The organism is Microbacterium sp. BWT-B31 (assembly GCF_041379855.1).
In the GTDB taxonomy this organism is placed as follows: domain Bacteria; phylum Actinomycetota; class Actinomycetes; order Actinomycetales; family Microbacteriaceae; genus Microbacterium.
The window spans coordinates 23,684-44,593 of sequence record NZ_JBFECU010000002.1 but is presented as its reverse complement, the minus strand read 5'-3'; the positions used below and the strand labels follow the sequence as shown (position 1 = coordinate 44,593).

Annotated in this window: 20 protein-coding genes and 1 pseudogene; 12 read left to right on the top strand and 9 right to left on the bottom strand. The window is 70.1% G+C overall.

Annotated elements, in window-relative coordinates; all coding sequences use genetic code 11:
• Positions 1-16 precede the first annotated feature (16 nt).
• From AB1K54_RS02880 to AB1K54_RS02870, 3 genes are read left to right on the top strand one after another with little or no spacing between them, the layout of a single operon-like run.
• The gene (locus tag AB1K54_RS02880; RefSeq protein ID WP_371201468.1) at positions 17-766 is read left to right on the top strand and encodes an IclR family transcriptional regulator; all 750 of its coding nucleotides are present in this window, start codon (positions 17-19) and stop codon (positions 764-766) included.
• A gap of 58 nt (positions 767-824) precedes the next feature.
• Entirely contained in the window at positions 825-1,148 is a 324-nt protein-coding gene (locus AB1K54_RS02875) for an ArsR/SmtB family transcription factor (RefSeq protein WP_371201201.1), read from the top strand.
• The gene (locus AB1K54_RS02870) at positions 1,145-1,657 is read left to right on the top strand and encodes an SRPBCC domain-containing protein (protein ID WP_371201200.1); all 513 of its coding nucleotides are present in this window, start codon (positions 1,145-1,147) and stop codon (positions 1,655-1,657) included. Before AB1K54_RS02875 ends, AB1K54_RS02870 begins: the two co-directional genes overlap by 4 nt.
• A gap of 2 nt (positions 1,658-1,659) precedes the next feature.
• Here the strand turns inward: AB1K54_RS02870 and AB1K54_RS02865 are convergent, their stop codons facing one another.
• Both AB1K54_RS02865 and AB1K54_RS02860 read right to left on the bottom strand, forming a co-directional pair.
• Complete coding sequence (locus AB1K54_RS02865; RefSeq protein ID WP_371201199.1) at positions 1,660-2,136, bottom strand: YbaK/EbsC family protein; 477 nt, start codon at positions 2,134-2,136, stop codon at positions 1,660-1,662.
• Between the two features lie 9 nt (positions 2,137-2,145).
• Positions 2,146-2,946 (bottom strand): methyltransferase domain-containing protein, encoded by an 801-nt coding sequence (locus tag AB1K54_RS02860; RefSeq protein WP_371201198.1) that lies wholly within the window; start codon positions 2,944-2,946, stop codon positions 2,146-2,148.
• Between the two features lie 54 nt (positions 2,947-3,000).
• On the opposite strand from AB1K54_RS02860, the pseudogene AB1K54_RS02855 reads away from it, so the two are divergent.
• The 4 genes and pseudogenes from AB1K54_RS02855 to AB1K54_RS02840 all read left to right on the top strand — a co-directional run bounded on the left by AB1K54_RS02855 (position 3,001) and on the right by AB1K54_RS02840 (position 7,294).
• Positions 3,001-3,791, top strand: a pseudogene (locus tag AB1K54_RS02855) (ZIP family metal transporter).
• Between the two features lie 188 nt (positions 3,792-3,979).
• Entirely contained in the window at positions 3,980-5,059 is a 1,080-nt protein-coding gene (locus AB1K54_RS02850; RefSeq protein ID WP_371201197.1) for a Glu/Leu/Phe/Val dehydrogenase dimerization domain-containing protein, read from the top strand.
• Positions 5,060-5,218: 159 nt separating this feature from the next.
• Positions 5,219-6,361, top strand: a complete 1,143-nt coding sequence (locus AB1K54_RS02845; RefSeq protein ID WP_371201196.1) for a polysaccharide deacetylase family protein — start codon at positions 5,219-5,221, stop codon at positions 6,359-6,361.
• A gap of 66 nt (positions 6,362-6,427) precedes the next feature.
• The gene (locus AB1K54_RS02840) at positions 6,428-7,294 is read left to right on the top strand and encodes an LLM class F420-dependent oxidoreductase (RefSeq protein ID WP_371201195.1); all 867 of its coding nucleotides are present in this window, start codon (positions 6,428-6,430) and stop codon (positions 7,292-7,294) included.
• Between the two features lie 27 nt (positions 7,295-7,321).
• On the opposite strand, the gene AB1K54_RS02835 is transcribed toward AB1K54_RS02840, so the two are convergent.
• The 4 genes from AB1K54_RS02835 to AB1K54_RS02820 all read right to left on the bottom strand — a co-directional run bounded on the left by AB1K54_RS02835 (position 7,322) and on the right by AB1K54_RS02820 (position 11,801).
• Complete coding sequence (locus tag AB1K54_RS02835) at positions 7,322-8,731, bottom strand: aminotransferase class I/II-fold pyridoxal phosphate-dependent enzyme (RefSeq protein WP_371201194.1); 1,410 nt, start codon at positions 8,729-8,731, stop codon at positions 7,322-7,324.
• 84 nt (positions 8,732-8,815) lie between these two features.
• Positions 8,816-9,883 (bottom strand): ABC transporter substrate-binding protein, encoded by a 1,068-nt coding sequence (locus AB1K54_RS02830; protein WP_371201193.1) that lies wholly within the window; start codon positions 9,881-9,883, stop codon positions 8,816-8,818.
• Positions 9,884-9,945: 62 nt separating this feature from the next.
• The gene (locus tag AB1K54_RS02825) at positions 9,946-10,728 is read right to left on the bottom strand and encodes an ABC transporter ATP-binding protein (protein WP_371201192.1); all 783 of its coding nucleotides are present in this window, start codon (positions 10,726-10,728) and stop codon (positions 9,946-9,948) included.
• Positions 10,725-11,801, bottom strand: a complete 1,077-nt coding sequence (locus AB1K54_RS02820; RefSeq protein WP_371201191.1) for a FecCD family ABC transporter permease — start codon at positions 11,799-11,801, stop codon at positions 10,725-10,727. Before AB1K54_RS02820 ends, AB1K54_RS02825 begins: the two co-directional genes overlap by 4 nt.
• A 161-nt stretch (positions 11,802-11,962) precedes the next feature.
• On the opposite strand from AB1K54_RS02820, the gene AB1K54_RS02815 reads away from it, so the two are divergent.
• From AB1K54_RS02815 to AB1K54_RS02805, 3 genes are read left to right on the top strand one after another with little or no spacing between them, the layout of a single operon-like run.
• Entirely contained in the window at positions 11,963-12,991 is a 1,029-nt protein-coding gene (locus tag AB1K54_RS02815) for an aldo/keto reductase (RefSeq protein ID WP_371201190.1), read from the top strand.
• Complete coding sequence (locus AB1K54_RS02810) at positions 12,988-14,310, top strand: NtaA/DmoA family FMN-dependent monooxygenase (protein ID WP_371201189.1); 1,323 nt, start codon at positions 12,988-12,990, stop codon at positions 14,308-14,310. Before AB1K54_RS02815 ends, AB1K54_RS02810 begins: the two co-directional genes overlap by 4 nt.
• The gene (locus tag AB1K54_RS02805) at positions 14,307-16,199 is read left to right on the top strand and encodes an FAD/NAD(P)-binding protein (RefSeq protein WP_371201188.1); all 1,893 of its coding nucleotides are present in this window, start codon (positions 14,307-14,309) and stop codon (positions 16,197-16,199) included. Before AB1K54_RS02810 ends, AB1K54_RS02805 begins: the two co-directional genes overlap by 4 nt.
• Here the strand turns inward: AB1K54_RS02805 and AB1K54_RS02800 are convergent.
• The 3 genes from AB1K54_RS02800 to AB1K54_RS02790 all read right to left on the bottom strand — a co-directional run bounded on the left by AB1K54_RS02800 (position 16,193) and on the right by AB1K54_RS02790 (position 18,833).
• Positions 16,193-17,497 (bottom strand): NtaA/DmoA family FMN-dependent monooxygenase, encoded by a 1,305-nt coding sequence (locus AB1K54_RS02800; RefSeq protein WP_371201187.1) that lies wholly within the window; start codon positions 17,495-17,497, stop codon positions 16,193-16,195. The genes AB1K54_RS02805 and AB1K54_RS02800 overlap by 7 nt on opposite strands.
• The gene (locus AB1K54_RS02795; protein WP_371201186.1) at positions 17,494-17,913 is read right to left on the bottom strand and encodes a rhodanese-like domain-containing protein; all 420 of its coding nucleotides are present in this window, start codon (positions 17,911-17,913) and stop codon (positions 17,494-17,496) included. Before AB1K54_RS02795 ends, AB1K54_RS02800 begins: the two co-directional genes overlap by 4 nt.
• Positions 17,914-18,206: 293 nt before the next feature.
• Positions 18,207-18,833, bottom strand: coding sequence for a TetR/AcrR family transcriptional regulator (locus tag AB1K54_RS02790; protein WP_371201185.1), 627 nt, complete (start codon positions 18,831-18,833; stop codon positions 18,207-18,209).
• An 85-nt stretch (positions 18,834-18,918) separates the two neighbouring features.
• Here AB1K54_RS02790 and AB1K54_RS02785 point away from each other — a divergent pair, with 85 nt between their 5' ends.
• Both AB1K54_RS02785 and AB1K54_RS02780 read left to right on the top strand, forming a co-directional pair.
• Complete coding sequence (locus AB1K54_RS02785) at positions 18,919-20,355, top strand: MFS transporter (RefSeq protein ID WP_371201184.1); 1,437 nt, start codon at positions 18,919-18,921, stop codon at positions 20,353-20,355.
• Positions 20,356-20,457: 102 nt separating this feature from the next.
• A complete protein-coding gene (locus AB1K54_RS02780; protein WP_371201183.1) occupies positions 20,458-20,820 on the top strand; it encodes a nuclear transport factor 2 family protein in 363 nt (120 codons plus the stop codon).
• Positions 20,821-20,910 lie beyond the last annotated feature (90 nt).

Below are 20,910 nucleotides of genomic sequence, written 5' to 3'. Positions count from 1 at the left end.
TGCCTCGAAGCCCCAGGTGCCCGCGGCGGACCAGACGCTGCGGATCCTGTCGTTCCTCGCGCGCCAGCGCGGGCCCGCTGCGGCCCAGGCGATCGCGACGCAGCTCGGAATCCCGCGGTCGACCGTGTATCACCTGCTCGGCACCCTCGCGGCGCACGGGTTCGTCGTGCACGTGCCGGCCGAGCGGCGCTGGGGTCTCGGCACGGCCGCGTTCGAGCTCGCCGGAGGCTACGCGCGGCAGCAGCCGCTCGCGCGGCTGGGGCGTCCGCTCGTCGCGGGCCTCGCCGACCGCGCCGGCGAGAGCGCGCACCTGGCCGTGATGACCGGGCGCGACGTGCTCTACATCGTCGAGGAGCGCGCGCCGCGCCGGCCCGCGCTCGTGACCGACGTGGGCGTGCGGCTTCCCGCGCATCTCACCGCGACGGGCCGTGCGATGCTCGCGGCCATGCCCGGCGAGCAGGTGCGGGCGCTCTACCCCGACCGGAGCGCCTTCGCCGATCGCACCGGGCGGGGCCCGGCGACTCCGCGCGAGCTGCGCGACGTGCTGCGCGAGGCCCGCGCGCGCGGCTACGCCGTCGAGGACGGCGAGGTGACCCTCGGCCTGCGCTCGATCGGGGTCGTCGTGCGCGACCACGCGGGGTGGCCGGCCGCCGCGATCGCGGTCACGTGGCCCGACGGCGCCGACCCCGGGGCCCGCGCCGATGCCGAGAGGCTGGCGGCGCTGGTGGCGGATGCCGCGACCGAGCTCGCCCGCCGCATCGCGTGACACGGTGCGACGTATATTTACACTTGCGTGTATATACATGGTCGTGTAATCTCAGCGCATGGACACTGTGCTCGCCGCCGTCTCGGAACCGCATCGTCGGGCGCTGCTCGACGCTCTGCGCGACGGCCCGCGCTCGGTCGGCGAGCTCACCGAGCTCGTGCCGATCGCGCAGTCCGGCGTCTCGCGACACCTGCGGCTGCTGCGCGACGCCGGCCTCGTCGAGTCATCCGTGGAGGGCCAGCGGCGCATCTACCGGCTGCACCCCGAGCCGCTCGAACAGCTCGGCGAGTGGCTCGAGCCGTACCGGCGGCTGTGGATCCAGCGCCTGGACGCGCTGCACACCGAGGTCGCCCGCGGGCGACGTGAGGAGAAGGACCGATGACGAACGAGACCACCGGCGCACGCATCGAGACGAGCATGCACCGCCAGAGCGACGGGCGCGGGCGGCTGCGCGCGTCGTCCCGCTTCCCGACGAGCGTGCAAGACCTGTGGAGCGCCGTCAGCGAGCCCGCGCGGTTGGCGCGCTGGCTGTGCGTGGTCGAGGGCGAGCCTGCCGAGGGCGCGACGCTGCGCACGCGCTACACCAGCGGGTGGGAGGGCGAATGCCTCGTCGAGCGCTGCGCTCCCCCGCACGAGCTCGTGATCTCGTCGACCGAGGACGACGGCACGGTCTCTCGCCTCACCGCGCGCATCGAGGCCGACGGCGATGGCGCGATCCTGACCATCGAGGACACGGGCCTGACCCTCGCCGACCTCCCCTTCCACACGGCCGGGTGGCGCGTGCACCTCGAAGACCTGCACGCCCTGCTCGCGCACGACCAGGACTCGACCGACTGGCGCGGCCGCTGGGAGGCGCTCGTGCCGCAGTACCGCGACCTGCCGATCGAGTGAGGTCAGTCGACCTTCGCGATCGAGCCGCCGGTGAGGCGCACGAGCTCGTCGTAGGTCATCGGGAACACCGTGTGCGGCGTCCCGCCCGCGGCCCAGATCTCGACGTACCGCGCGAGGTCCTCGTCGATCACGGTGGTCAGGGGCGACGGATGCCCCGTGGGGGCCACGCCCCCGATCGCCTGGCCGGTCGCCTCGCGCACCTGCTCGGGCGTCGCCCGCGCGATCGACTCGCGTCCCAGTCTCGCCGCGAGCGCGGCGGTGTCGACGCGGTGGGCGCCGCTGGTCATCACCAGCAGCGGCTCGCCGTCGGACCAGAACACGAGGCTGTTCGCGATCGCGCCCACCTCGACTCCCAGGGCGGCTGCGGCCAGCGGCGCGGTGGACGCGGCATCGGGCAGCACGACGATGTCGCCGGTGATGCCGGCGGCGCGCAGGGAGTCGTGGACGAGACGGCTTCGGGCGGGCAGGTGCGCAGTCACGGCACCAGCCTAGAGGCGCGCGAGCACCTCGCCGTGCGGCATCACGAGCCAGCCGTCCGGCGACGCCGCCCACTCCCGCCAGCCCTCCGCGATGCGCTCGAGGCGCGCGGTGTCGGCCGCGCCGAGGGCGACGGCATGCTCGGCGAACGACGAATGCAGCGCGCGGGCGGCCCACGCGTCGCCCCACCACGCGCGGTCCTCGGGCGTCTCGAACAGCCACACCGAGGCCGATGACGCCACGCGCGTGAACCCCGCTTCGCGCGCCCAGGCCTTGAGGCGCCGGCCGGCCGCAGGCTCGCCCGTGACACCGCGGTGGACGGTGAGGTACAGGTCGAGCCAGTCGGCGAGCGCCGGCAGCAGCGGATACCAGTGCACCCCCTCGTAGTCCACCTCGCGCACCGCGACGAGACCGTCGGGGCCGGCGACCCGGCCGAACTCGCGCAGCGCGTCGACCGGCCGGGCGAGGTGCTGCAGCACCTGGTGGGCGTGAACGACGTCGAACGCGCCGTCGGCGGCGTCGAGCGCGTACGCGTCGTCGACGGCGAACTCGACGTTGGGCACCCCGCGGCGCTGGGCGAGGGCGGCGGCCTTGGCGACGACGTCGGCGGCGGCATCCACCCCGCGCACGCGTCCGGGAGAGAGCCGCTCGGCGAACTCGACCGTGATCGTGCCGGGGCCTGCCCCGACGTCGAGCAGCGACATGCCCGGGCGCAGGTGCGCAAGAAGGTACGCGGCCGAGTTCTCGATCGTGCGCCACTCGTGCGAGCGCAGCACCGACTCGTGATGACCGTGGGTGTAATGGTCCGCCATCGCACCAGCGTAGGGCCGCCCCGCACACCGCCCGCACGCCGCTAGGGTGACGCCATGGGTGGTGTGTGGCTCGCGGCGCTGAGCGGCGCGCTGGGGGGCGGGGCCCTGCTCGTCGGCGCGGCGGCGGCGTGGCTGGTCGACATCCCGCAGCGGGTGGTCGCGGCGATCATGGCGATCGGCGCGGGGGTGCTCATCTCGACCCTCGCGTTCGAACTCGTCGAGGAGGCCGCCGACGACGGCGGGCTCATCCCGACGACGGTCGGATTCCTCTCCGGCGCGATCCTCTACATCGTGGCGGACTGGCTGGTGTCGCGCCCGCCGCGCGGTCCGGGATCGCCCGGGCCGGCGCATCCGGCGGTGCGCAGCGGCGGCGCGAGCATCGTGGCACGGCGCGCGAGCGCGGCCCTCGCGGGCGGCTCGGGCCTGGCGATCGCGATCGGGGCGCTGCTGGACGGCATTCCCGAGTCGATCGTGATGGGGCTGTCGGTGCTGCAGGGCGGCATCAGCATCCCGATCGTCGCGGCGGTCGCGATCAGCAACATCCCCGAAGGGCTCGGCTCGACGGCGGCGCTCAAGCGCAGCGGCTCGAAGGGCGCACGATCGCCCTGCTGTGGATCGCGATCGCGCTCGTGTCGGTGGTGGCCGCGGTCGTGGGCTACCTCGCGCTGCAGACGGCGCCGCCCGAGCTCACGGCGCTCATCACGACGATCGCCGCGGGGGCGCTGCTGGCGATGGTGTGCAACACGATGATCCCCGAAGCGTTCGAGGACCAGCACGTGCTCACGGGCCTGTGGGCGACGATCGGGTTTCTCTCGGCGTTCCTCCTGCACGAGCTCGCCGGCTGACCGTCTCGCCCGATCGGGCATCCTGCCACGCATCCGCACGACTCGGGCGGTCGAGGGTGCGCGATCTGCTCACGCCCCGCGTGCTCGGTTGAACAATCCGAAGGCCGGTGGTGCAATGAGAGACGGATGCCGCAACGCGGCGGCATCCGCAGCGCACGGCCCACAAGGCCCGCCGAAGGAGAACAGCGATGTCGCACACCCTGCCCCTGCCCGACTTCGCCCACGAGCGCGTGGAGGTGATCACCGGGCACCGCAGCGGCCTGCTGCTCGCCGTCGCGCTGCACTCGTCGGTGCTCGGCCCCGCCCTGGGCGGTGCGCGCATGTGGACGTATGAGCACTGGAGCGACGGGCTCGGCGACGTGCTGCGGCTGTCTGCGGCGATGACGCTGAAGAACGCGACCGCAGGGCTCGACGCCGGCGGCGGCAAGGCCGTCATCGCGCTGCCTCCGGGCACCGGCCTCGACGCCGAGCGGCGCCGCGCCGCATTCCTCGACCTCGGCGATCTGGTCGCCTCGTTCCACGGCCTGTACCGCACGGCGGAAGACGTCGGCTCGACGACCGACGACATGCTCGTCGTCAGCGAGCGCACCGAGCACGTCGTGGGGCTCCCCGACGCCGTCGGCGGCTCCGGCGAGCCCGCCGGGCCCACCAGCGCCGGCGTCTACGAGTCGCTCCGTGCGACGCTCGAACGGGTGACAGGATCCCCTGAGGTCGACGGACGCCGCATCACGATCTCGGGGCTCGGCCAGGTGGGCAGCCGCCTGGCCGTGCGCCTGTCCGCCGCGGGGGCCGCGCTCACCGTCACCGACGTGAACCCCGCCAAACGCAGCCTCGCCGCCGACCTCGGCGCCGCGTGGGTCGAGCCCGGCGGGGAGCACCTCGTGCCTGCGGACGTCTTCGTCCCGGCGGGGATCGGCGGCCTCCTCACCGCCGACGTCATCGACGCGCTGGACGCGAAGGCGGTGTGCGGCCCGGCCAACAACCCGCTCGCGGCGCGGTCGGGAGCCGACCGGCTCGCCGAGCGCGGCATCCTGTACGCCCCCGACTTCGTCGTCAATGCGGGCGGTGTCATCTACCTCGACCTCGTCGCGAAGCGGCTCGGCACGCGCGCCGAGATCATGGACCGCGTCGCGGGCATCGGCGACACCCTCCGCACGGTGTTCAGCGACGCCGCTGCGCGCGGCGTGACACCGCTCGAGGCCGCCGAAGGGCTCGCCGCCGCGCGCCTGCGTGCCGGCGAGCACGACCGCCAGCCGACGCCGGCCTGAACGCGGCGCGGCATTCCGCGGCACGGCCGCGGCATCCTTCCAGGATTCGCGGCTCGGCATCGCTCTGGTCGCGTGGCGAAGAACGCCTGATTGCACACTGTAATATCGCTTTGATCTCACGGGACTGTGCCTGCGAGAGGGCCGAACCGAGAGGTCACGATGAACCCGTCGCCGCGCCTGCGCAGGAATCGTCGCATCGCCGCCGCAGCCGCGGTGGTCGTCGTCATCGTGGGAGTCGGGGTCACCGTCGGGTTCGCGCTCATGCACGGCTCCGGAGCCGACCTGCCGAACGCGTCCGCGTCGCGGTCCCCGGCGCCGGACCCCGTCGACACCCCGACGCCGACGCCCACTGCCCTGACGGCCGCCGAGGCCCTGCTCGCCGGCTCGGCCGATCCGGCCGCGTGCGCCGTCTCGTTCGAGGGCGACGGGATCGACCTCGCCCCGCAGCTTCAGGTCCAGGGCGCGATGTACGCCGCCCTGCCGATCCCCGACCGCGAAGGCGAGGTGTTCGCCGGCTGGTACGGCTCGCCCGCCGACGCCGCGGCGCACGCGATCGCCGGCCGGGTCAACGGGTCGCGCGAGGTCGCGTGCGCCGATCGGCAGATCACCCTCTACGGCGCGTGGATGTCGCCGGACGACAACGCCGCCGAGAACGCGCAGATCCCGATCATGATGTACCACCAGTTCACGACCAACCCCGACGGCGAGAGCGGCTGGCTGCGCGGCAATTACGCCTACATCGGCGACTTCGACGCGCACATGGCCTACATCGCCGAGAGCGGCTTCTACCTGCCGACCTGGGATGAGCTGGCGGCGTTCATCGACGGGCGCCTGTTCCTGCCCGACCATTCGGTCATCATCACCGACGACGACGCCGACCACACGTGGCTCGAGCTGGCGGTCCCCGTCGTCGACAAGTACCGGCTGCTGACGACCTCGTTCGTGATCACGGTGTGGCGATCCGAGCCGACCCCCTCGAAGTACGTCCTTCAGCGTTCACACACGCACGAGATGCACGAGTCCGGCGCGAACGGCCAGGGCCTCATGGTGAACTGGTCGGCCGAACAGATCGCCGCCGATCTCGAGACCTCGGCGAGCATCCTCGGCGCGAAAGAGGTCGTCGCGTACCCGTTCGGGCACTATAACGAGACCACCAAGGAGGGCATGCGGATGGCCGGGTTCGAGCTCGGGCGCACGATCGAGGGCGGCTACGTCCATATCGGCACCGACAAGCTCGCCCTGCCGGTCGTGCGCATCAACTACGGCATGGGCGTCGGTCTGCTTCCCGAACTCATCGGCTGAGCCGAACGGCCGCACCGATCGGCCGACGGCGGCCCCCGGCCTCCTCCGCGGGCCTAGCCTGTGGGCATGCGCACAGGAATCCACTACTGGAACTACACGACGCCCGGCGGGTCGCCCGCCATCGCCCCCGATCTCGTCGCGGTCGCCCGCGCGGCCGAGCAAGGCGGCTTCGACCAGTTCACCGTCATGGACCACTGGTTCCAGATGGAGGCGATGGGCGATCCCCGCCAGCCCATGCTCGAGGCGTTCACCACGCTCGGCTTCGTCGCCGCGCACACCTCAAGGCTGCGCATCGGGCCCCTCGTGACGGGGGTGACGTACCGGCATCCGGGACTGCTCGCCAAGACCGCCACCACGCTCGACGTGCTGAGCGAGGGGCGCTGCGTGCTGGGCATCGGAGCCGCCTGGTACGAGCGCGAGCACGCCGCCCTCGGGGTGCCGTACCCGCCGATCGCGGAGCGCTTCGAGCGGCTCGAAGAGACGCTCCGGATCATCGCGCAGATGTGGAGCGACGACGAAGGACCCTTCGAGGGGCGCCACTACCGGCTCGCCGAGACGATCAACAGTCCGCGCGCGGTGGCGCAGCCGCACCCGCCGATCATGATCGGCGGAAAGGGCGAGCGCAAGACGCTGCGTCTTGCCGCGCAGTACGCCCAGATCGTGAACCTCACCGCGATCGATCCCGACGAGGTCGCGCACCTTCTCGGCGTGCTCCGTCGCCACTGCGATGACGTCGGCACCGACTACGACGCGATCCAGAAGCAGGTCATGGGCGGAGCCCTCGACCCGGATGCCCCGGACTACCTCCCGGCGATGGAGCGTCTTTCAGCGCTCGGCGTCGATCTCGTCGTGCTCGGCGTGCGCCCGAACCGTCAGCTCGAGTGGGTCGAGAAGCTCGCCGCCCAGGTGGTTCCCCGACTGGCAGAGCTGTAGGCGCACCCCCGACGCGCGACTGTCCGGTCAGGCGAACCTGTCGCCCAGGCGACTGTGCAGTGCGTCGGCGACGAGTCCGGCGATGCGCCCCTGCGCGAGGGGATCGTCGGGGGCTCTCATCGTCGCGAGGCGCACGAAGCCCGTGCTCTGCGTGTCGACGAAGCTGCGGCTGCCGGCGCCCGCTGTCACCCCGGCGGCGGCGAGGTCGATCAAGGTGTCGGCCTCGCGCGAGGTGGGGATCCAGAGGAACTGCCCGTTGGGGCCCGAGGCGGCCGGTACTCCCAGGTCCTGGAGCGCAGCGGCCAGACCTGCTTTGCGGGTGCGATAGCGATCGCGGGCAGCGTGGACCACGACGGCTGTGCGAGGGCTCTCTAGCAGGTGGGCGAGCGCGCCCTGCAGGATGCGGCTGTTCACGGCCAGGCCGTGCGCGCGCAGCGCTCGCAGCCGTTCGATGACCTCTCCGGGGCCGCCGGTGATCGAGGTGCGCAGATCGACGCCGTACGCGCGACAGAACGACCGCACCCTCACCACGCGGCCAGGGACGAGCGGTCCCAGGGTCGGCGCGGGCTCGTCGGCGAGCGGCCCGACGGGGTCGTCCTCCACGACGAACACGTCGGGGTGATCCTGCAGCACAGCCGCCAACTCGCCGAGTCGGGTCGCATCGGGCAGCGGGTCCAGAGCCCATGGGCCGGCCGCCTGGAACAGATAGCTGGAAGCGCCGGCCTCGAGCGCGCGGCGAAGCGAGGCGGGGTCGGGCCCGCGGCCGTCGGAGGGCACCTCATAGGGGATGAGGCCGATGCGGCGCAGGTACCCGAGAAAGCCAGGGTTGGCGGGCACGTCGATCGCGACCGTGCCGCCGATGGGGGTCACCGCCTCGACAGCGAGCAGCGCCGCTTCTGCGCCGCTGCCGCCCGACGTGACCGACTCCACCGGGAACGGCCAGCCGGGAAGGGCCGCGCGGCGCAGATCGTCGATGACGTAGTCGCGGACGCTGGAGTGCAGATCGGGCGCGCGCAGCCCCGCAGACACCCCCTCATCGAGCGGTGGCAACAGCGTGACGTCGGCGCTCGACTCGGACAGATCGATGTGGCCTGATGCCGCGTGGTCCGTCCCGGCCGGCGCGCTCGTGCCCGGCAGCGCTGCGACGACCGTTCCGCCCCGGCGTCGCGTCTGGACCAGACCCCGCTCGCGCAGCACGACCCAGATCTCGCTGATCGCGCGGAAGGTGAGGCCGGATTCCGCCGAGAGTGCCCGGATCGTCGGCAGCCGCGTTCCGGGCGCGAGGCGGCCGATGGCGATCGCGTCGTGCATGCCGTCGGCGAACTCGACTGCGGAGTCGGCGCTCACCAGCAGGTCGACGAGCCAGCGCACGTTTGCGGGTGTGGATGTCGCGGCATCCGTTGCCTCGTCGTTCAACGTCAGGCGGCCATCACTCATCAGGACCCCTCTCGTCGTGCAGACCAGCTCGGACGCAGTGGGATGCCGCGGCGGGCGCACTCGCTCGCGCCCGCCGCGCGCGCCTCAGGGCTGCACCCTGTAAACGTACCCATCGGCCGGATCGAAGTCGTCGGCGCCGACGAACTCATTGGCCCACTTCGTCACGTAGTCGAGCGGGTCGATGTCCTCGTAGAGGTCGGGGTAGGCCCACTTCGCGTAGAACAGCGGGGTGATCTGATTGCCTGCCAGATCGAACGCCCACGCGTTGTAGAGGTGCAGATCTTCGTTCTTCACGGCCGTGAGGTCGTTCCAGCCGGCGCGCGCGAGGAGCTCATCCGCCTTGACCTGGAAGTCGCTCTCGCTGGTGCCGCCGTAGGCGTTGGACGTTTCCACCACGATGATGTCGGGGTCCTCGTTGAGGATCGCGACCGGGTCGGCGTCGATCGTGTTGCCCGGCGACTGGCCGAAGATGTTGCGGATGTTCGCCGCCTTGATGGCCAGCGACTTCCCGCCTTCGATTCCCGACGTCGCGCCGTCGGAGGTCTCGTAGTAGGCGCTGGCCTCGCCGCCCTTCGAGCGGTCGAGCAGAGTGGCGATCTCATCCGAGAACGCCGCCACCTTCGCGGCCTCGTCTTCGCGGCCGAGGACGGTCGCGGCCAGCTCGACGCTCGCGTTCCACTCGGAGAACACCCACGTGCTCAGCACGACCACGGGGATGCCCAGCGGCTCGAGCTGTTGGGCCGCTGCCTCCCAGCCTTGGTTGCGGTAGATGAACACGACGTCGGGATTCTTGGCGATGATCGCTTCGTAGTTCAGCTCGTTGCCGTTGGCGCCGACAGACAGCGAGTCGTCGAAGCCTGCGAAGTTGAGATCGTCGATCGTGCGCTGGTCGACGCCGACGATCTCGTCCTTCGCGCCGAGCGCGAGCACGAGGTCGACATTGAAGCTGCCGACGACGACCGCCCGGTCGGCGGGACCGTCTTCGAGGGTGACCTTGCGACCCTGGTCGTCAGTGACCACCAGAGGGCCGGATGCCGCGGCCGCGGCATCCTCGGGCGGCGCCGCGCTCGGCGCGGATGAGCAGGCAGTGAGCGAGAGGGCGAGCGCGGCGACGAGTGTCGCTGCCGTCGCGACGGGACGGATACGTGACATGAGTGCTCCTTGGCGAGGTGATTCGCGGGATGGTCGCAGGGACGGGACGGGGCGGGCGGGACTCAGACTGCGGGCTGCACCTCGATGAACTCGGCGTGCGCCTTCACGAGCACCGGCAGTCCGTACACAGAGCCGAGGGTCTCTTCGTCGTAGATCTCGTGCGGGGTGCCGACGCCGCGGATGTGCCCGTCCTGAAGGAGCACGATCTTCGTGCAGAAGCGCGATGCGAGGTTGAGATCGTGGATCGCGATCAGCGAGACCAGTCCGCGCTGCTCGGTCACGCGGCGCACCAGCCGCAGCGTCTCGACCTGATATCGCAGGTCGAGGGCGCTGGTCGGCTCGTCGAGGAGCAGGATCTGGGGGTCCTGCGCGATGGCGCGGGCGATGAGGACGCGCTGGGCCTGGCCGCCGCTGAGGTCTGCCACGGTGCGGCGGGCAAGGTCGGTGAGGCCCAGGCCTTCGATGGCCTCGTCGACGGCGGCCCAGTCGGCGGCCGACGGCCGGATGCCGTAGTGCGGGGTGCGGCCGAGCAGCACCGATTCCCGCACCGACAGCATCGCCGGCTGCGGGGCCGACTGCGGAACGTAGGCCACGACGCGCGCGTAGTCGCGGGAGCTCAGGGCGGCGATGTCGTCGCCGTGGAAGCGGATGGCACCGCCGTCGCGCCGGTTGATGCGCGCGAGCACCTTGATGAGAGTGGACTTGCCTGAGCCGTTCGGCCCGAGCAGGCCCGCGAACTCGCCGGCCTTCAGCGCGAGGTCTATCCCATGAAGGACGGTGCCTCGGCCGCGGTAGGACGCGGTCACCGCCGTCAGTTCGAGGGTCCCTGGCTGTCTGATGCTCACAATGCCGCCGTTCGTCGGGAGAAGACCAGTTGGATGAAGATCGGGGCGCCGATGATGGCCACGACGATGCCCACGGGCACGACCGCCGGTGAGAGGACGGTGCGTCCGAGCGTGTCGGCGACCACGAGCAGCACGCCGCCGGTGATGGCGCTGAACGGCAAGAGATGGCGATGGTCGGCGCCGATCACGATGCGCGCGATGTGCGGGCCGACGAGACCGACGAAGCCGATGATGCCCGTGAACGACACGACGACCGCGGTCAGCAGCACCGAAGCCACGATGAGCAGGGTGCGGGTGCGCGGAACGTTCACGCCGAGGCTCGTGGCCACATCGTCGCCCGCGTACGCGATGGCGTTCAGCGACTTGGCGTTCAGCGACAGGTACGGCACCGCGAGGGCGACGAGCACGGCCAGGATGCCGACCTGCGACCAGGTCGCGCTGTTCACCGAGCCGAACGTCCAGCGCACGATCTGCGAGAGCGTGTCTTCGTCGACCACGTACTGCAGCGTCGAGGTCAGCGCCTCGAACAGCTGACTCAGTGCGATGCCCAGCAGAATCAGCATGGTCGCGGTCATGCGGCGAAACGACGCGAGCGCAAGCACCAGGAACGAGACCGCCAGACCCATCCCCAGAGCGCTGAGGATCGTGACCAGATCGTTGGTCTGCCCCATCGTTCCGCGGGTGACGAGGATCGCCAGGGCGGCGCCGAAGGCGGCGGCGGGCGAGATGCCGAGCGTGTAGGGACTGACCAGCGGGTTGCGCAGCAGGCCCTGCATCACCGTGCCGGCCATCGACAGCGCGGCGCCGGCGATGAAGGCGAGCAGCGCACGCGGCAGACGCAGGTCGCCGATGATCGTCACGGTCGCCTCGTAGTCGGAGGGGACGGGCTGTGCGAACAAGCGGATGGCGATCGTGCGGATCACATCCGCCGGTCCGACCCCTGCCGTGCCGATCGCGATCGAGCCGACGACGAGGACCACCGACACGATCAGGCCGATCACGACGATCAGGCCCGGCCCCGGTCGTCGCCAGGCGGGGGCGGAGACGGTGGCGCTTTCGGCTACTGCGGTCATGTCTGGTGACGCTAGCGGCGTGACGGCCCCGGGGCGCCAAAGTGACGCCGAGTGAATCAATGTTGCGTTTTATGTGATCACGTACGGATCAAAGTGCGCATATGCGGCCAGGATGTGCCAGAGCCGGTGCCGATTCCGCGACGGCCGGGAAGGGAGTCACCGTGACGCAGTACGCACAGCTGGCCCGCACGGGCGTTCAGGTGAGCCGAATCGCACTGGGATCGATGAACCTCGGGCCGTGGGGCGAAGCAGATCACGGCACCGGGATCGCGATCGTGCACCGCGCTGTGGACTCCGGCATCAATCTCATCGACACGGCCGACCTGTACTCGGCGGGCGAGTCGGAGGTCATCGTCGGCACGGCTCTCGCCGGGCGGTTGCGCGACGACGTCGTGCTGGCGACCAAGTTCCACGGCCGGATGGGCGCCGACATCAACCGGCAGGGCAACTCGCGCCGGTGGATCCGCACCGCCGTCGAAGACAGTCTGCGCCGACTCCAGACCGACCGCATCGACCTCTACCAGGTGCACAAGCCGGAGCCCGACACCGACATCGACGAGACGCTCGGCGCGCTCGAAGACCTCGTCGCGGCCGGCAAGATCGTCTCATACGGCACGAGCTGCTTCCCCGCGCACCACCTCGTCGAGGCGCAGTGGTCGGCACAGCGACGCGGTCGCGGCAGGCCCGTCACGGAGCAGTCTCCATACTCGATCCTCACGCGCGGCATCGAGCGCGACGTGCTGCCGACAGCCGAGAAGTACGGCATCGGCGTCCTGGTCTGGAGCCCGCTGGCGGGCGGATGGCTGTCGGGCCGCACCCCGGACGGCCGCGCGACCACGCCCAGCGATCGGCACCGGCGGATCCCCGCTCGCTACGATCCCGAGCTGCCGGCGAACGCCGAGAAGCGACGCGTCGTGCGCGAGCTTTCACGGCTGGCCGCGGCATCCGATCTCACTCTCATCCAGCTCGCCCTCGGCTTCGTGCTGTCGCACCGCGCGGTGACCACGGTGCTCACCGGGCCGCGCTCGATCCCCCACCTCGACAGCGCACTCGCCGCGGACGGTGTGCGACTGGGCAGCGACGTGCTGGACGCGATCGACGCCATCGTGCCGCCCGGGACGGTGCTCAACCACGCGGACTCGGGCTACACCGCGCCCGAGCTGATCGATGCGACAAGGCGACGACGATGACACGCACCCCGCAGCTCGGACTCAATCTCAACGTCAAACCTGCCGGGATGAATCCCGGCGCGTGGCGGCTGCCGAACGTCGACCGGTCGGCCATCAACACGCTCGAGGAGTTCGTCCGCGTCGCCCACGTGGCCGAGGCGGCAGGCATCGACGCGCTCTTCTTCGCCGACAAGCTCACCTTCGCAAGAGACGGCCGCGCCGTGGCACCCGTGTTCGAACCGCTCACCCTGCTCGCAGCCCTCGCGGCGCGGACCGAGCGCATAGGCCTCATCTCGACGATCTCGACGACCTTCAGCGACCCGTTCACCGTCGCCCGTCAGACAGCCTCGCTCGACCATCTGAGCAACGGCCGATTCGGGTGGAACGTCGTCACCACCGCAATCCCGGCGGCCGCCGCCAACTTCGGATCCGACAGCCTGCCCGCCCACGACCTCCGCTACGAACGCGCCGACGAGTTCCTGCGCGTCGTCAAGGCGCTGTGGGAGAGCTGGGGCGAAGACGCTCTCATCGTCGACCCGGCCAGCGGACGATTCGTCGACGCCGATCGGGTGCGGGCGATCGACCACGACGGCAGATTCTTCACGGTGGCGGGCCCACTGAACTCGCCCCGGCCTCCGCAGGGATGGCCCGTGATCGTGCAGGCCGGTTCGTCCGAGAGCGGCCGGTCGCTCGCCGCCGCTCACGCCGACACGATCTATGCGCTGGCCGATCAGCCCGATGATGCTCGGGCGTTCCGCCTCGATCTGCGAGCGCGCGCCGAGGCCGCCGGGCGTCGCGCCGACGACGTGCGCCTGTTCGTCGGCTTCCGGGTCATCGTCGCGGCGACCCGGGCCCAGGCGATCGAGCTCGACGAGCAGCTCGCCCTCACCGGCGATCCCGAGCTCGTCTTCGGGCAGCTGGCGCTGTTCACCACCTACGATCTGCGCGGTGCGCCGTTGGACGCCCCACTGCCCGCCCTCCCCCACCCCGACGACGTCGAGGGATACAGATCGCACCTCGCCTCGCTGAGAGCGTTCGTGGATCGGAACCGGCCCGCCACGGTGGGCGAGCTGCTGCGACAGCTGGGCGGCGGACTCGGCAGCGAAAATCGCCTGGTCGGCACGGCGGCGGATGTGGCCGATGTGATCCAGGACTGGTTCGAGTCAGAAGCGCTCGATGGTGTCAACCTCGGCCCCGAGGTGCTCCAGGGCGGGGTGGAAGCAATCGCCGAGCTGCTCGTGCCGGAACTCGTCCGGCGGGGCCTGCGTGCGCCCGGACTCGGCGCGTCCACGCTGCGGGCGCGCTACGGGCTGCCTGCAGCCGGAGCGCTGGTGCCGTGACCGCGCCGGTCGTCGTCGTCATCGGAGGCGGCTTGCGCGGGCTGTCGCTGGTGGAGAGACTCGTCGCGCACGCGCGGGCGGATGCCACGACCTCACCGCTGCGCATCGTCGTGGTCGATCCCTTCGATCCCGGCGCAGGGCGCATCTGGCGCGTCGAGCAGCCGTCGAGCCTGCTCATGAACACCCCCGCCTCGTCGTCGACGGTGTGGGTCGGGGAAGCGGTGTCGTGCGACGGTCCGCGCTCGCACGGCCCGTCGTTCCTCCAATGGCTCGAACTCGTGCGGGCGTGGCTCGACGGTGCGTCGACGGGCCAGACCGTCACACCGGTCGAGGTGCCGGCCGTCGGGGAGCGGCTGGCTGCGGCCCTGCGCGCAGACGCCGCGCTCGCGAGCGCGGTACGCAACCTCGCTGCGGATCGCTTCATGCCTCGCGCCCTGCACGGGCACTATCTCGCCTGGGCGTGGCGCGAGGTCGTCGCCCGTGCGCCTCATCGGCTGACGATCGAGCATCGCCGCGAACGCGCCGCCGACCTGCGACGCGATGGCGCCGGGTGGCTGGTCGAACTCGGTGGCCAGGCCCTGGCTGCCGATCTCGTCGCGCTGTGCACGGGCTGGCCCGAGGGCGATGCCTCCGGCCTCGGGCCCGACAGCGCCATCGACCTCGACCACGACCGGATCGGCCCGCGAGAAACGGTGCTCCTGCGCGGTCTCGGCCTCGGCTTCTTCGACTCTGTCACGTTGCTCACCCACGGCCGCGGCGGCCGCTTCCGCGAGCGGACGGACGGGCGTCTGGTCTATGAGCCATCGGGCGCCGAACCCGTCATCATCGCCACGTCGCGAACGGGCGTGCCGTACCGCGCCCGAGCGTCGCTGACCACGGTGGCGCAGCATCCGTTCCTGCGTCGTGCGATCGCCGAACGCGGCTCGCCGGCGGAGCGGAAGACCCGGCTGATCGCCGCCGTCCGGCGCGACACCTCGCTCGCCTTCTATCGCACGCTCGCCACCCACGAGCCGTCGGCCCTGCGTCTGCCGCTGACGCAGATCGAGCATGCCATCGCCCTGCTGGATCCGTTCGGCCTCGAGTGGACCGAGTTCGCGACTGTCGCACACCGGGATGGGTACGTGTTCTCCATCGAGGCCGAGGCCGGCCGAGGGACCGGCACCTGGACCTGCCCGGAGGACTATCGAAGCTGGATCCGGCAACGGCTGCACGACGACATCGTTCAGACCGAGCTCGCCGACCGCAGCGCGGCCAAGGTCGCCGCGCATGTGTATGGTGCGGCGCGGCGACTGCTGGTGCCGCTGTTCGAGTTCGACGGACTCGGCGTCGAAGGTGCCGCAGCGCATGCCCGCTACCTGTCGCTCGCCTTCGCGGTGACGAACGGCCCGCCGCTCGTGCGCATCCGCGAGCTGCTCGCGCTCGTCGACGCCGGCGTCGTGCGCTTGCTCGGCCCCGACCCGAAGCTGCGCCCGTTCCACGACGGCTTCATCGCGACGTCAGAGCGCGTGGCCGGCTCCGAGATCGCAGTGCGCCATGTGCTGGACGCACGAGTGGCCGACCCCGGCATCGGAGCGGACCCGCTGGCCCGCAGGCTCGCGGCGGCCGGCGTGATCCGTCCGTTCCATCGCCGGCGCGGTGACGGGTCGACCGAACCCACGTCTTCGGTCGACACCGACCCGGCGACCGGCGCCGCGATCAGTTGCGAGGGTGCGGTGACCCCCGACCTCGTGGTGACCGGCCTGCTCAGCCTGGAAGCGCGTCTGCACTCTCTCCAGGCGCCGGCGCCGGGCACCGACGCGCCCGTATTCCGGGAACAGGATGCCGCGGCCCGCGCGCTGCTGGCGGGCGTGCAAGCCCGCCAGCAGCGTGAGCCGGTGAGCACTCAGTAGAGCTGCACGCCGAGATTCTCGCGCAGCGTCTCGCCCTCGTACTCCTCGCGGAACAGGCCCCGGGCACGCAGTTCGTCCGCGATGCCCTGGGTGACCAGCTCGAGGCCTTCGGGAAGGTGCGTCGGCGACAGCACGAATCCGTCTGCGGCGCGCGACTCGAACAGCTCGGCGAGATGGTCGGCCGCGGCATCCACCGTGCCGGTGAATGCGAGATGCATGCTCGCCCGGCGATGCTTGACGGCCAGCTCACGCACCGTCAGACGCGCGTTGTGACGCAGCCACGCCACGCCCCGGTCGTAGACCTCGTTGCCCGAGGCCGCCGCGGCGTCGAGCAGAGCCACGGGTATCGGCTCGTCGAGGGGCAGCTCGCGCAGCGCAATGAGCGGGTTCTGCACGGTCTGCAGGTACTCGATCGCCTTGTCGAGATCGACCGCCCCGACGGCCTCGGCGTCGAGCGCGCGGGCGTCGTGGTCTGTTCGTCCCAGAGTGAGATTGATCCCCAGGAGCACCTTGATCTTTTCGGGGTCCCGACCAGCCAGGGCCGCCCGCGCTTTCAGCTCACGGTAGTACTCCTGTGCGCCGGTGGGATCGGTCGCCGCCGCGAACACGACATCGGCATGACGGGCGGCGAAACCGATGCCCTCCTCGCTGCGCCCCGCCTGCACCACGACCGGCCGCGTCTGGGGCGGACGATGAATGTTGAGCGGCCCTGCCACGGTGTAATAGGTGCCCGCGTGGTCGATCGGACGCACTTTGGCGTCGTCGGCGAACACCCCGCTCTCACGGTCGAGCACCAGCGCGTCGGCATCCCAGCTGGTCCACAACGCCTCGGCCACCCGCAGGAACTCCTCGGCGCGGGCATACCGCTCGCTCTTGGGCGGCAGCGGCTGGTCGCCGAAGTTCTCTTCGCCGACCATCGAGGTGACGACGTTCCACCCGGCACGGCCGCCGCTGAGATGATCGAGGGTCGCCACTTGCCGAGCCAGGTTGTACGGCGCGCTGAACGTCGTGGAGATCGTCGAGATCAACCCGATGCGACTGGTCAGCCCTGCGAGGGCTGAGAGCACGACGATCGGCTCGAGGAAGTGCGGAGGACCCGACGTGCGCAGGCGTGAGGGGTCCAGCCGGGTGTTGTCGGCGCGAAACAGCGTGTCGAACTTCGCCCGTTCGGCCGCCTGCGCCACCTCCGCGAGCAGCGGCAGCGAGAACGCCTCCTCGATGCGACTGCCGGGTCGTCGCCAGAGCGAGCCGGCGGGACGCCCGATCGACAGGGCGAGGTGGATGCGGCGACGCGTCATCGCTTGTCGCACACGGATTCGCCGCCGTCGGCGACGTCAGTGCCGACGACCGGCAGACCTGTCTCGGTCCACGCGACGAAGCCGCCGCGCACATGCCTGACGTTCGTGTAGCCGTAGCCGTTGAGCTTTTCCACGACGGGGTCGGAGCCGAACTCGCTGTTGCAGAAGACGACGATCTCGGTGTCGGCACCGGCTGCGAGCGCGTCGATGCGCGAGGCGGAGCCGGGGTCGATGAGCTCGTCAGCGGTGGCCTTGTCGACCTTGATCGCACCCTCTATATCGCCCTGCGGGCGATCAGCGCGCGGCCGGCGAACGTCGAGGAAGACGGCCCCTGATGCTCGCCTCGCCTCCGCAGCCTCGGCATCGATCAACTGGGCGGTGTTGTTGACGACGCGCGTCGGGGTGGTCTCACTCACGTATGCTCCTCGGTCCTGGTGTCCGCGCAGGCGCGCGGTGCATCACCACGAGTGAACCCGTCTTCGAGCCGTGGGGAAATCAAACTCGTCACAAAGGGTAACCGCGGCCCGGATCACACATTCAATCTCACGGATCAAAAGTGTCTCGGCGCATTTCAGGTGAGGGCGACGAGGTCGCCGCCGCCGGTGAGGAGCAGCATGCGGACCTCTTCTCGCGAGCCGTTCCTGACTCCAGCCGACTCCTGCCGAGTTCGCGCGTGGAGCACTCTGCCGTGCGGGAGCGCGGTGCCTGCCTACGACAACGAGGTTGTACCTGGCGACACTCCGTCGTGGCGCGGGGCGATGGCATCGATCGCGAGTTCGACGAGGCGGGGTGTCGTGCGTGCCCCGTCGATGGTGCGGGGTTCGCGGAGGTGGCCGGCAAGTGTGAGGTCGACCAAGCCGTGGACAGCTGCCCACATGAGTGCCGTGATCTCTCGGATGTCTCCGGAGATGATCGTTCCCTCTCGCTGCCCATCTCTGATGAGCTCGTATAGGTATTCGGTGCACGCGGTGGCGGCGTCTTCGAGCGCCTTGCTCGGGTTGCCTATCTGGAAATCGCCGAACACGAGCCGGTAGTGGGCAGGGCGGGCCATCGCGCCTTCGACGTAACCGAGCAACGCTCCGCACAAGGGGGTGCGTCCACCAGTTCGAGATGCGGCGCCTCGCTGCATGCGTCGGCCGATCAGCTCAAGGTTTTCGGCGGCGATAGCGCTGAGAAGGCCGTCCTTGTCTCCGAAGTGTCGATAGGCGGCACCCCTCGACAGCCCCGCCGCTGCGCCGACGGCGCGCAACGTGACGGCTTCGGGTCCACCATCGGCCAGAAGGTCGCTTGCGGCCTGCAACAGCCGTGACCGGGTGTCCCCCGGGGGGGATTGCATGCCCCCACAATATCCTCGGCGTTGCTGTCGAGAGGCTCACACCGGGGCGTTGACAGCGTCAACGACTCATCCTATGCTGTTGACGATGTCAACGAACGTGCCAGCAACACCCGTGTCGGGAGCAGAATCGAGCGAATGCCCGCTTCCTCAGCGCTGGGTGATTCTGGCGTTCATGTGTCTTGCCCTTGTTGTGACCGGGCTCGATACGCTCATCGTTTCAGTGGCGATCCCATCCATTGACGCCCAACTCCGCGCGACGCCTGGGCAACTCCAGTGGATCATTGCTGCGTACTCTCTTGCCTTCGCGGCCCCGCTGCCTTTCGCTGGAGGACTTGCCGATCGGTTCGGCCGACGGCTGAGCTTCCTGCTGGGGATGGTGGTCATGCTCATCGGGTCTGTATTGGCTGCGACCTCCGAGTCGGCGGACATGCTGATCGGATCGCGAGTGATCATGGGCCTCGGCGCGGCGTTCATCATGCCGTCAACGCTCGCGCTCATCCGCGAGATCTTCCCGGAATCGGAGCGCGCCAAGGCGCTCGGGATCTGGGTGGGAATGTCGTCGCTCGGTATTCCTCTCGGCCCCATCCTGGGCGGACTGCTGCTTCAGTCGTTTCCCTGGGGGTCTGTCTTCTTGATCAATGTGCCACTGATCCTGGTCGCGTTCATCGCGTGCCTCCTGCTCGTCCCAGAGTCGAGGAGCACAGAGGACGCGAAGCTGGACTACGTCGGGCTCTTGCTCTCCGTCCTTGGCCCGGCGCTGCTGGTCTACGGGATCATCTCTGCCCCCAAGGTGGGCTGGGGCGCGTTCTCGACGCTTCTCTCGGTGATCGGAGGCATCCTCCTGATCGGTGCTTTCATCCTCTGGGAACGAAAGGCCCCATCGCCGATGCTGAGCCATGCGGTGTTCCGCGACCGCAGGTTCGGCGCACCGCTGCTGACGATCGCGACCGTGTTCTTTGGAGTGTTCGGAGGGCTCTTCCTGGTCACCCAGCACCTCCAGTTCACCTTGGAGCTGGACCCGCTCACCGCGGGCCTTCACATGCTGGCGATGTGCTCCGCCGTGCTCGTGGCGCCGATCGCTCCTCGCCTGGTCGTGAAGTTCGGGCTCGCACGGGTGTCGACGGTCGCCCCTGTCATGATCGCGCTGGGCATGATCCTCCTGGCCACGGAGCCCTCGCCGTCCAGCGTGCGGGTCATCCTCGCGCTGTTCGCTCTGGGGCTTGGCGTCGGATTCGGCGCTCCCATCTCGGTCAACTCCATCATCGAGGCAACTCCGCGCCACCTGTCTGGTGCAGGCTCCGCGGTTGCTGACGTCGCCATGCAGCTGGGCGGGGCGCTCGGTATCGCGCTATTGGGAAGCATTGGCGTTGCGACCGCGAGCGTCCTCTCGCCGACCGGGATCGCCGCGGCGTCCTGCGCTGGCGCGATCGTGGCGGCCATCGGCGCGATCGCCATCTTCGTGGTTCTTCCAAAGCGAGCGTCGGATCAACAGCCTGCCGAGCCGGCCTCGACGCCTGTGTAGTCACGAAAGCGACAAGCAGACCAAAACAACCCGACCGGCTCGCAGTATGAATCGGCCACCAATGAGTCCTGCCTTTCAAGGCAGGCGACGAAAGGAAACCAAATGGACACCAAGACCATTGCCGCCACCTACTTCGAACTCTGGTCCACGACCGACGACGCTCGCCGCCACGAACTCGCGACGCAGCTCTTCGCAGACGACGCCGTGCACCACGCGGCCCCCGCCGATGTTCACTTCGAGGGCGTCGACGCGATCGAGGCCAACATCACCCAGGTCAACACCGAGAACATCCAGAAGGCCGGCCTGTCCTTCCAGGAGGGCGACATTCGCACGAACCACGACTCGCTCCAGGTGGAGTGGTCGGTTTCGACGCCCGCGGGCCAGACGGTCGCGACCGGCCGTGACTTCCTCCTCCTCAACGAGGACGGCAAAGTCGCGAAGCTGTACATGTACAACGGCATCTAGTCGTACTTGGTGAGGTTGGTCCGGCGCGTTGGCAGTAGGGCAGCAGCTGACGAGTCGGATGACCGCGGTTTGGAGTTCGCGGAGGATTCC

Coding starts and splice junctions, on each gene's coding strand:
- AB1K54_RS02875 (WP_371201201.1), top strand. CDS start 825: ATGGACACTGTGCTCGCCGCCGTCTCGGAACCGCATCGTCGGGCGCTG.
- AB1K54_RS02870 (WP_371201200.1), top strand. CDS start 1,145: ATGACGAACGAGACCACCGGCGCACGCATCGAGACGAGCATGCACCGC.
- AB1K54_RS02860 (WP_371201198.1), bottom strand. CDS start 2,946: ATGGCGGACCATTACACCCACGGTCATCACGAGTCGGTGCTGCGCTCG.
- AB1K54_RS02850 (WP_371201197.1), top strand. CDS start 3,980: ATGTCGCACACCCTGCCCCTGCCCGACTTCGCCCACGAGCGCGTGGAG.
- AB1K54_RS02845 (WP_371201196.1), top strand. CDS start 5,219: ATGAACCCGTCGCCGCGCCTGCGCAGGAATCGTCGCATCGCCGCCGCA.
- AB1K54_RS02840 (WP_371201195.1), top strand. CDS start 6,428: ATGCGCACAGGAATCCACTACTGGAACTACACGACGCCCGGCGGGTCG.
- AB1K54_RS02835 (WP_371201194.1), bottom strand. CDS start 8,731: ATGAGTGATGGCCGCCTGACGTTGAACGACGAGGCAACGGATGCCGCG.
- AB1K54_RS02830 (WP_371201193.1), bottom strand. CDS start 9,883: ATGTCACGTATCCGTCCCGTCGCGACGGCAGCGACACTCGTCGCCGCG.
- AB1K54_RS02820 (WP_371201191.1), bottom strand. CDS start 11,801: ATGACCGCAGTAGCCGAAAGCGCCACCGTCTCCGCCCCCGCCTGGCGA.
- AB1K54_RS02810 (WP_371201189.1), top strand. CDS start 12,988: ATGACACGCACCCCGCAGCTCGGACTCAATCTCAACGTCAAACCTGCC.
- AB1K54_RS02800 (WP_371201187.1), bottom strand. CDS start 17,497: ATGACGCGTCGCCGCATCCACCTCGCCCTGTCGATCGGGCGTCCCGCC.
- AB1K54_RS02790 (WP_371201185.1), bottom strand. CDS start 18,833: ATGCAATCCCCCCCGGGGGACACCCGGTCACGGCTGTTGCAGGCCGCA.
- AB1K54_RS02785 (WP_371201184.1), top strand. CDS start 18,919: ATGTCAACGAACGTGCCAGCAACACCCGTGTCGGGAGCAGAATCGAGC.
- AB1K54_RS02780 (WP_371201183.1), top strand. CDS start 20,458: ATGGACACCAAGACCATTGCCGCCACCTACTTCGAACTCTGGTCCACG.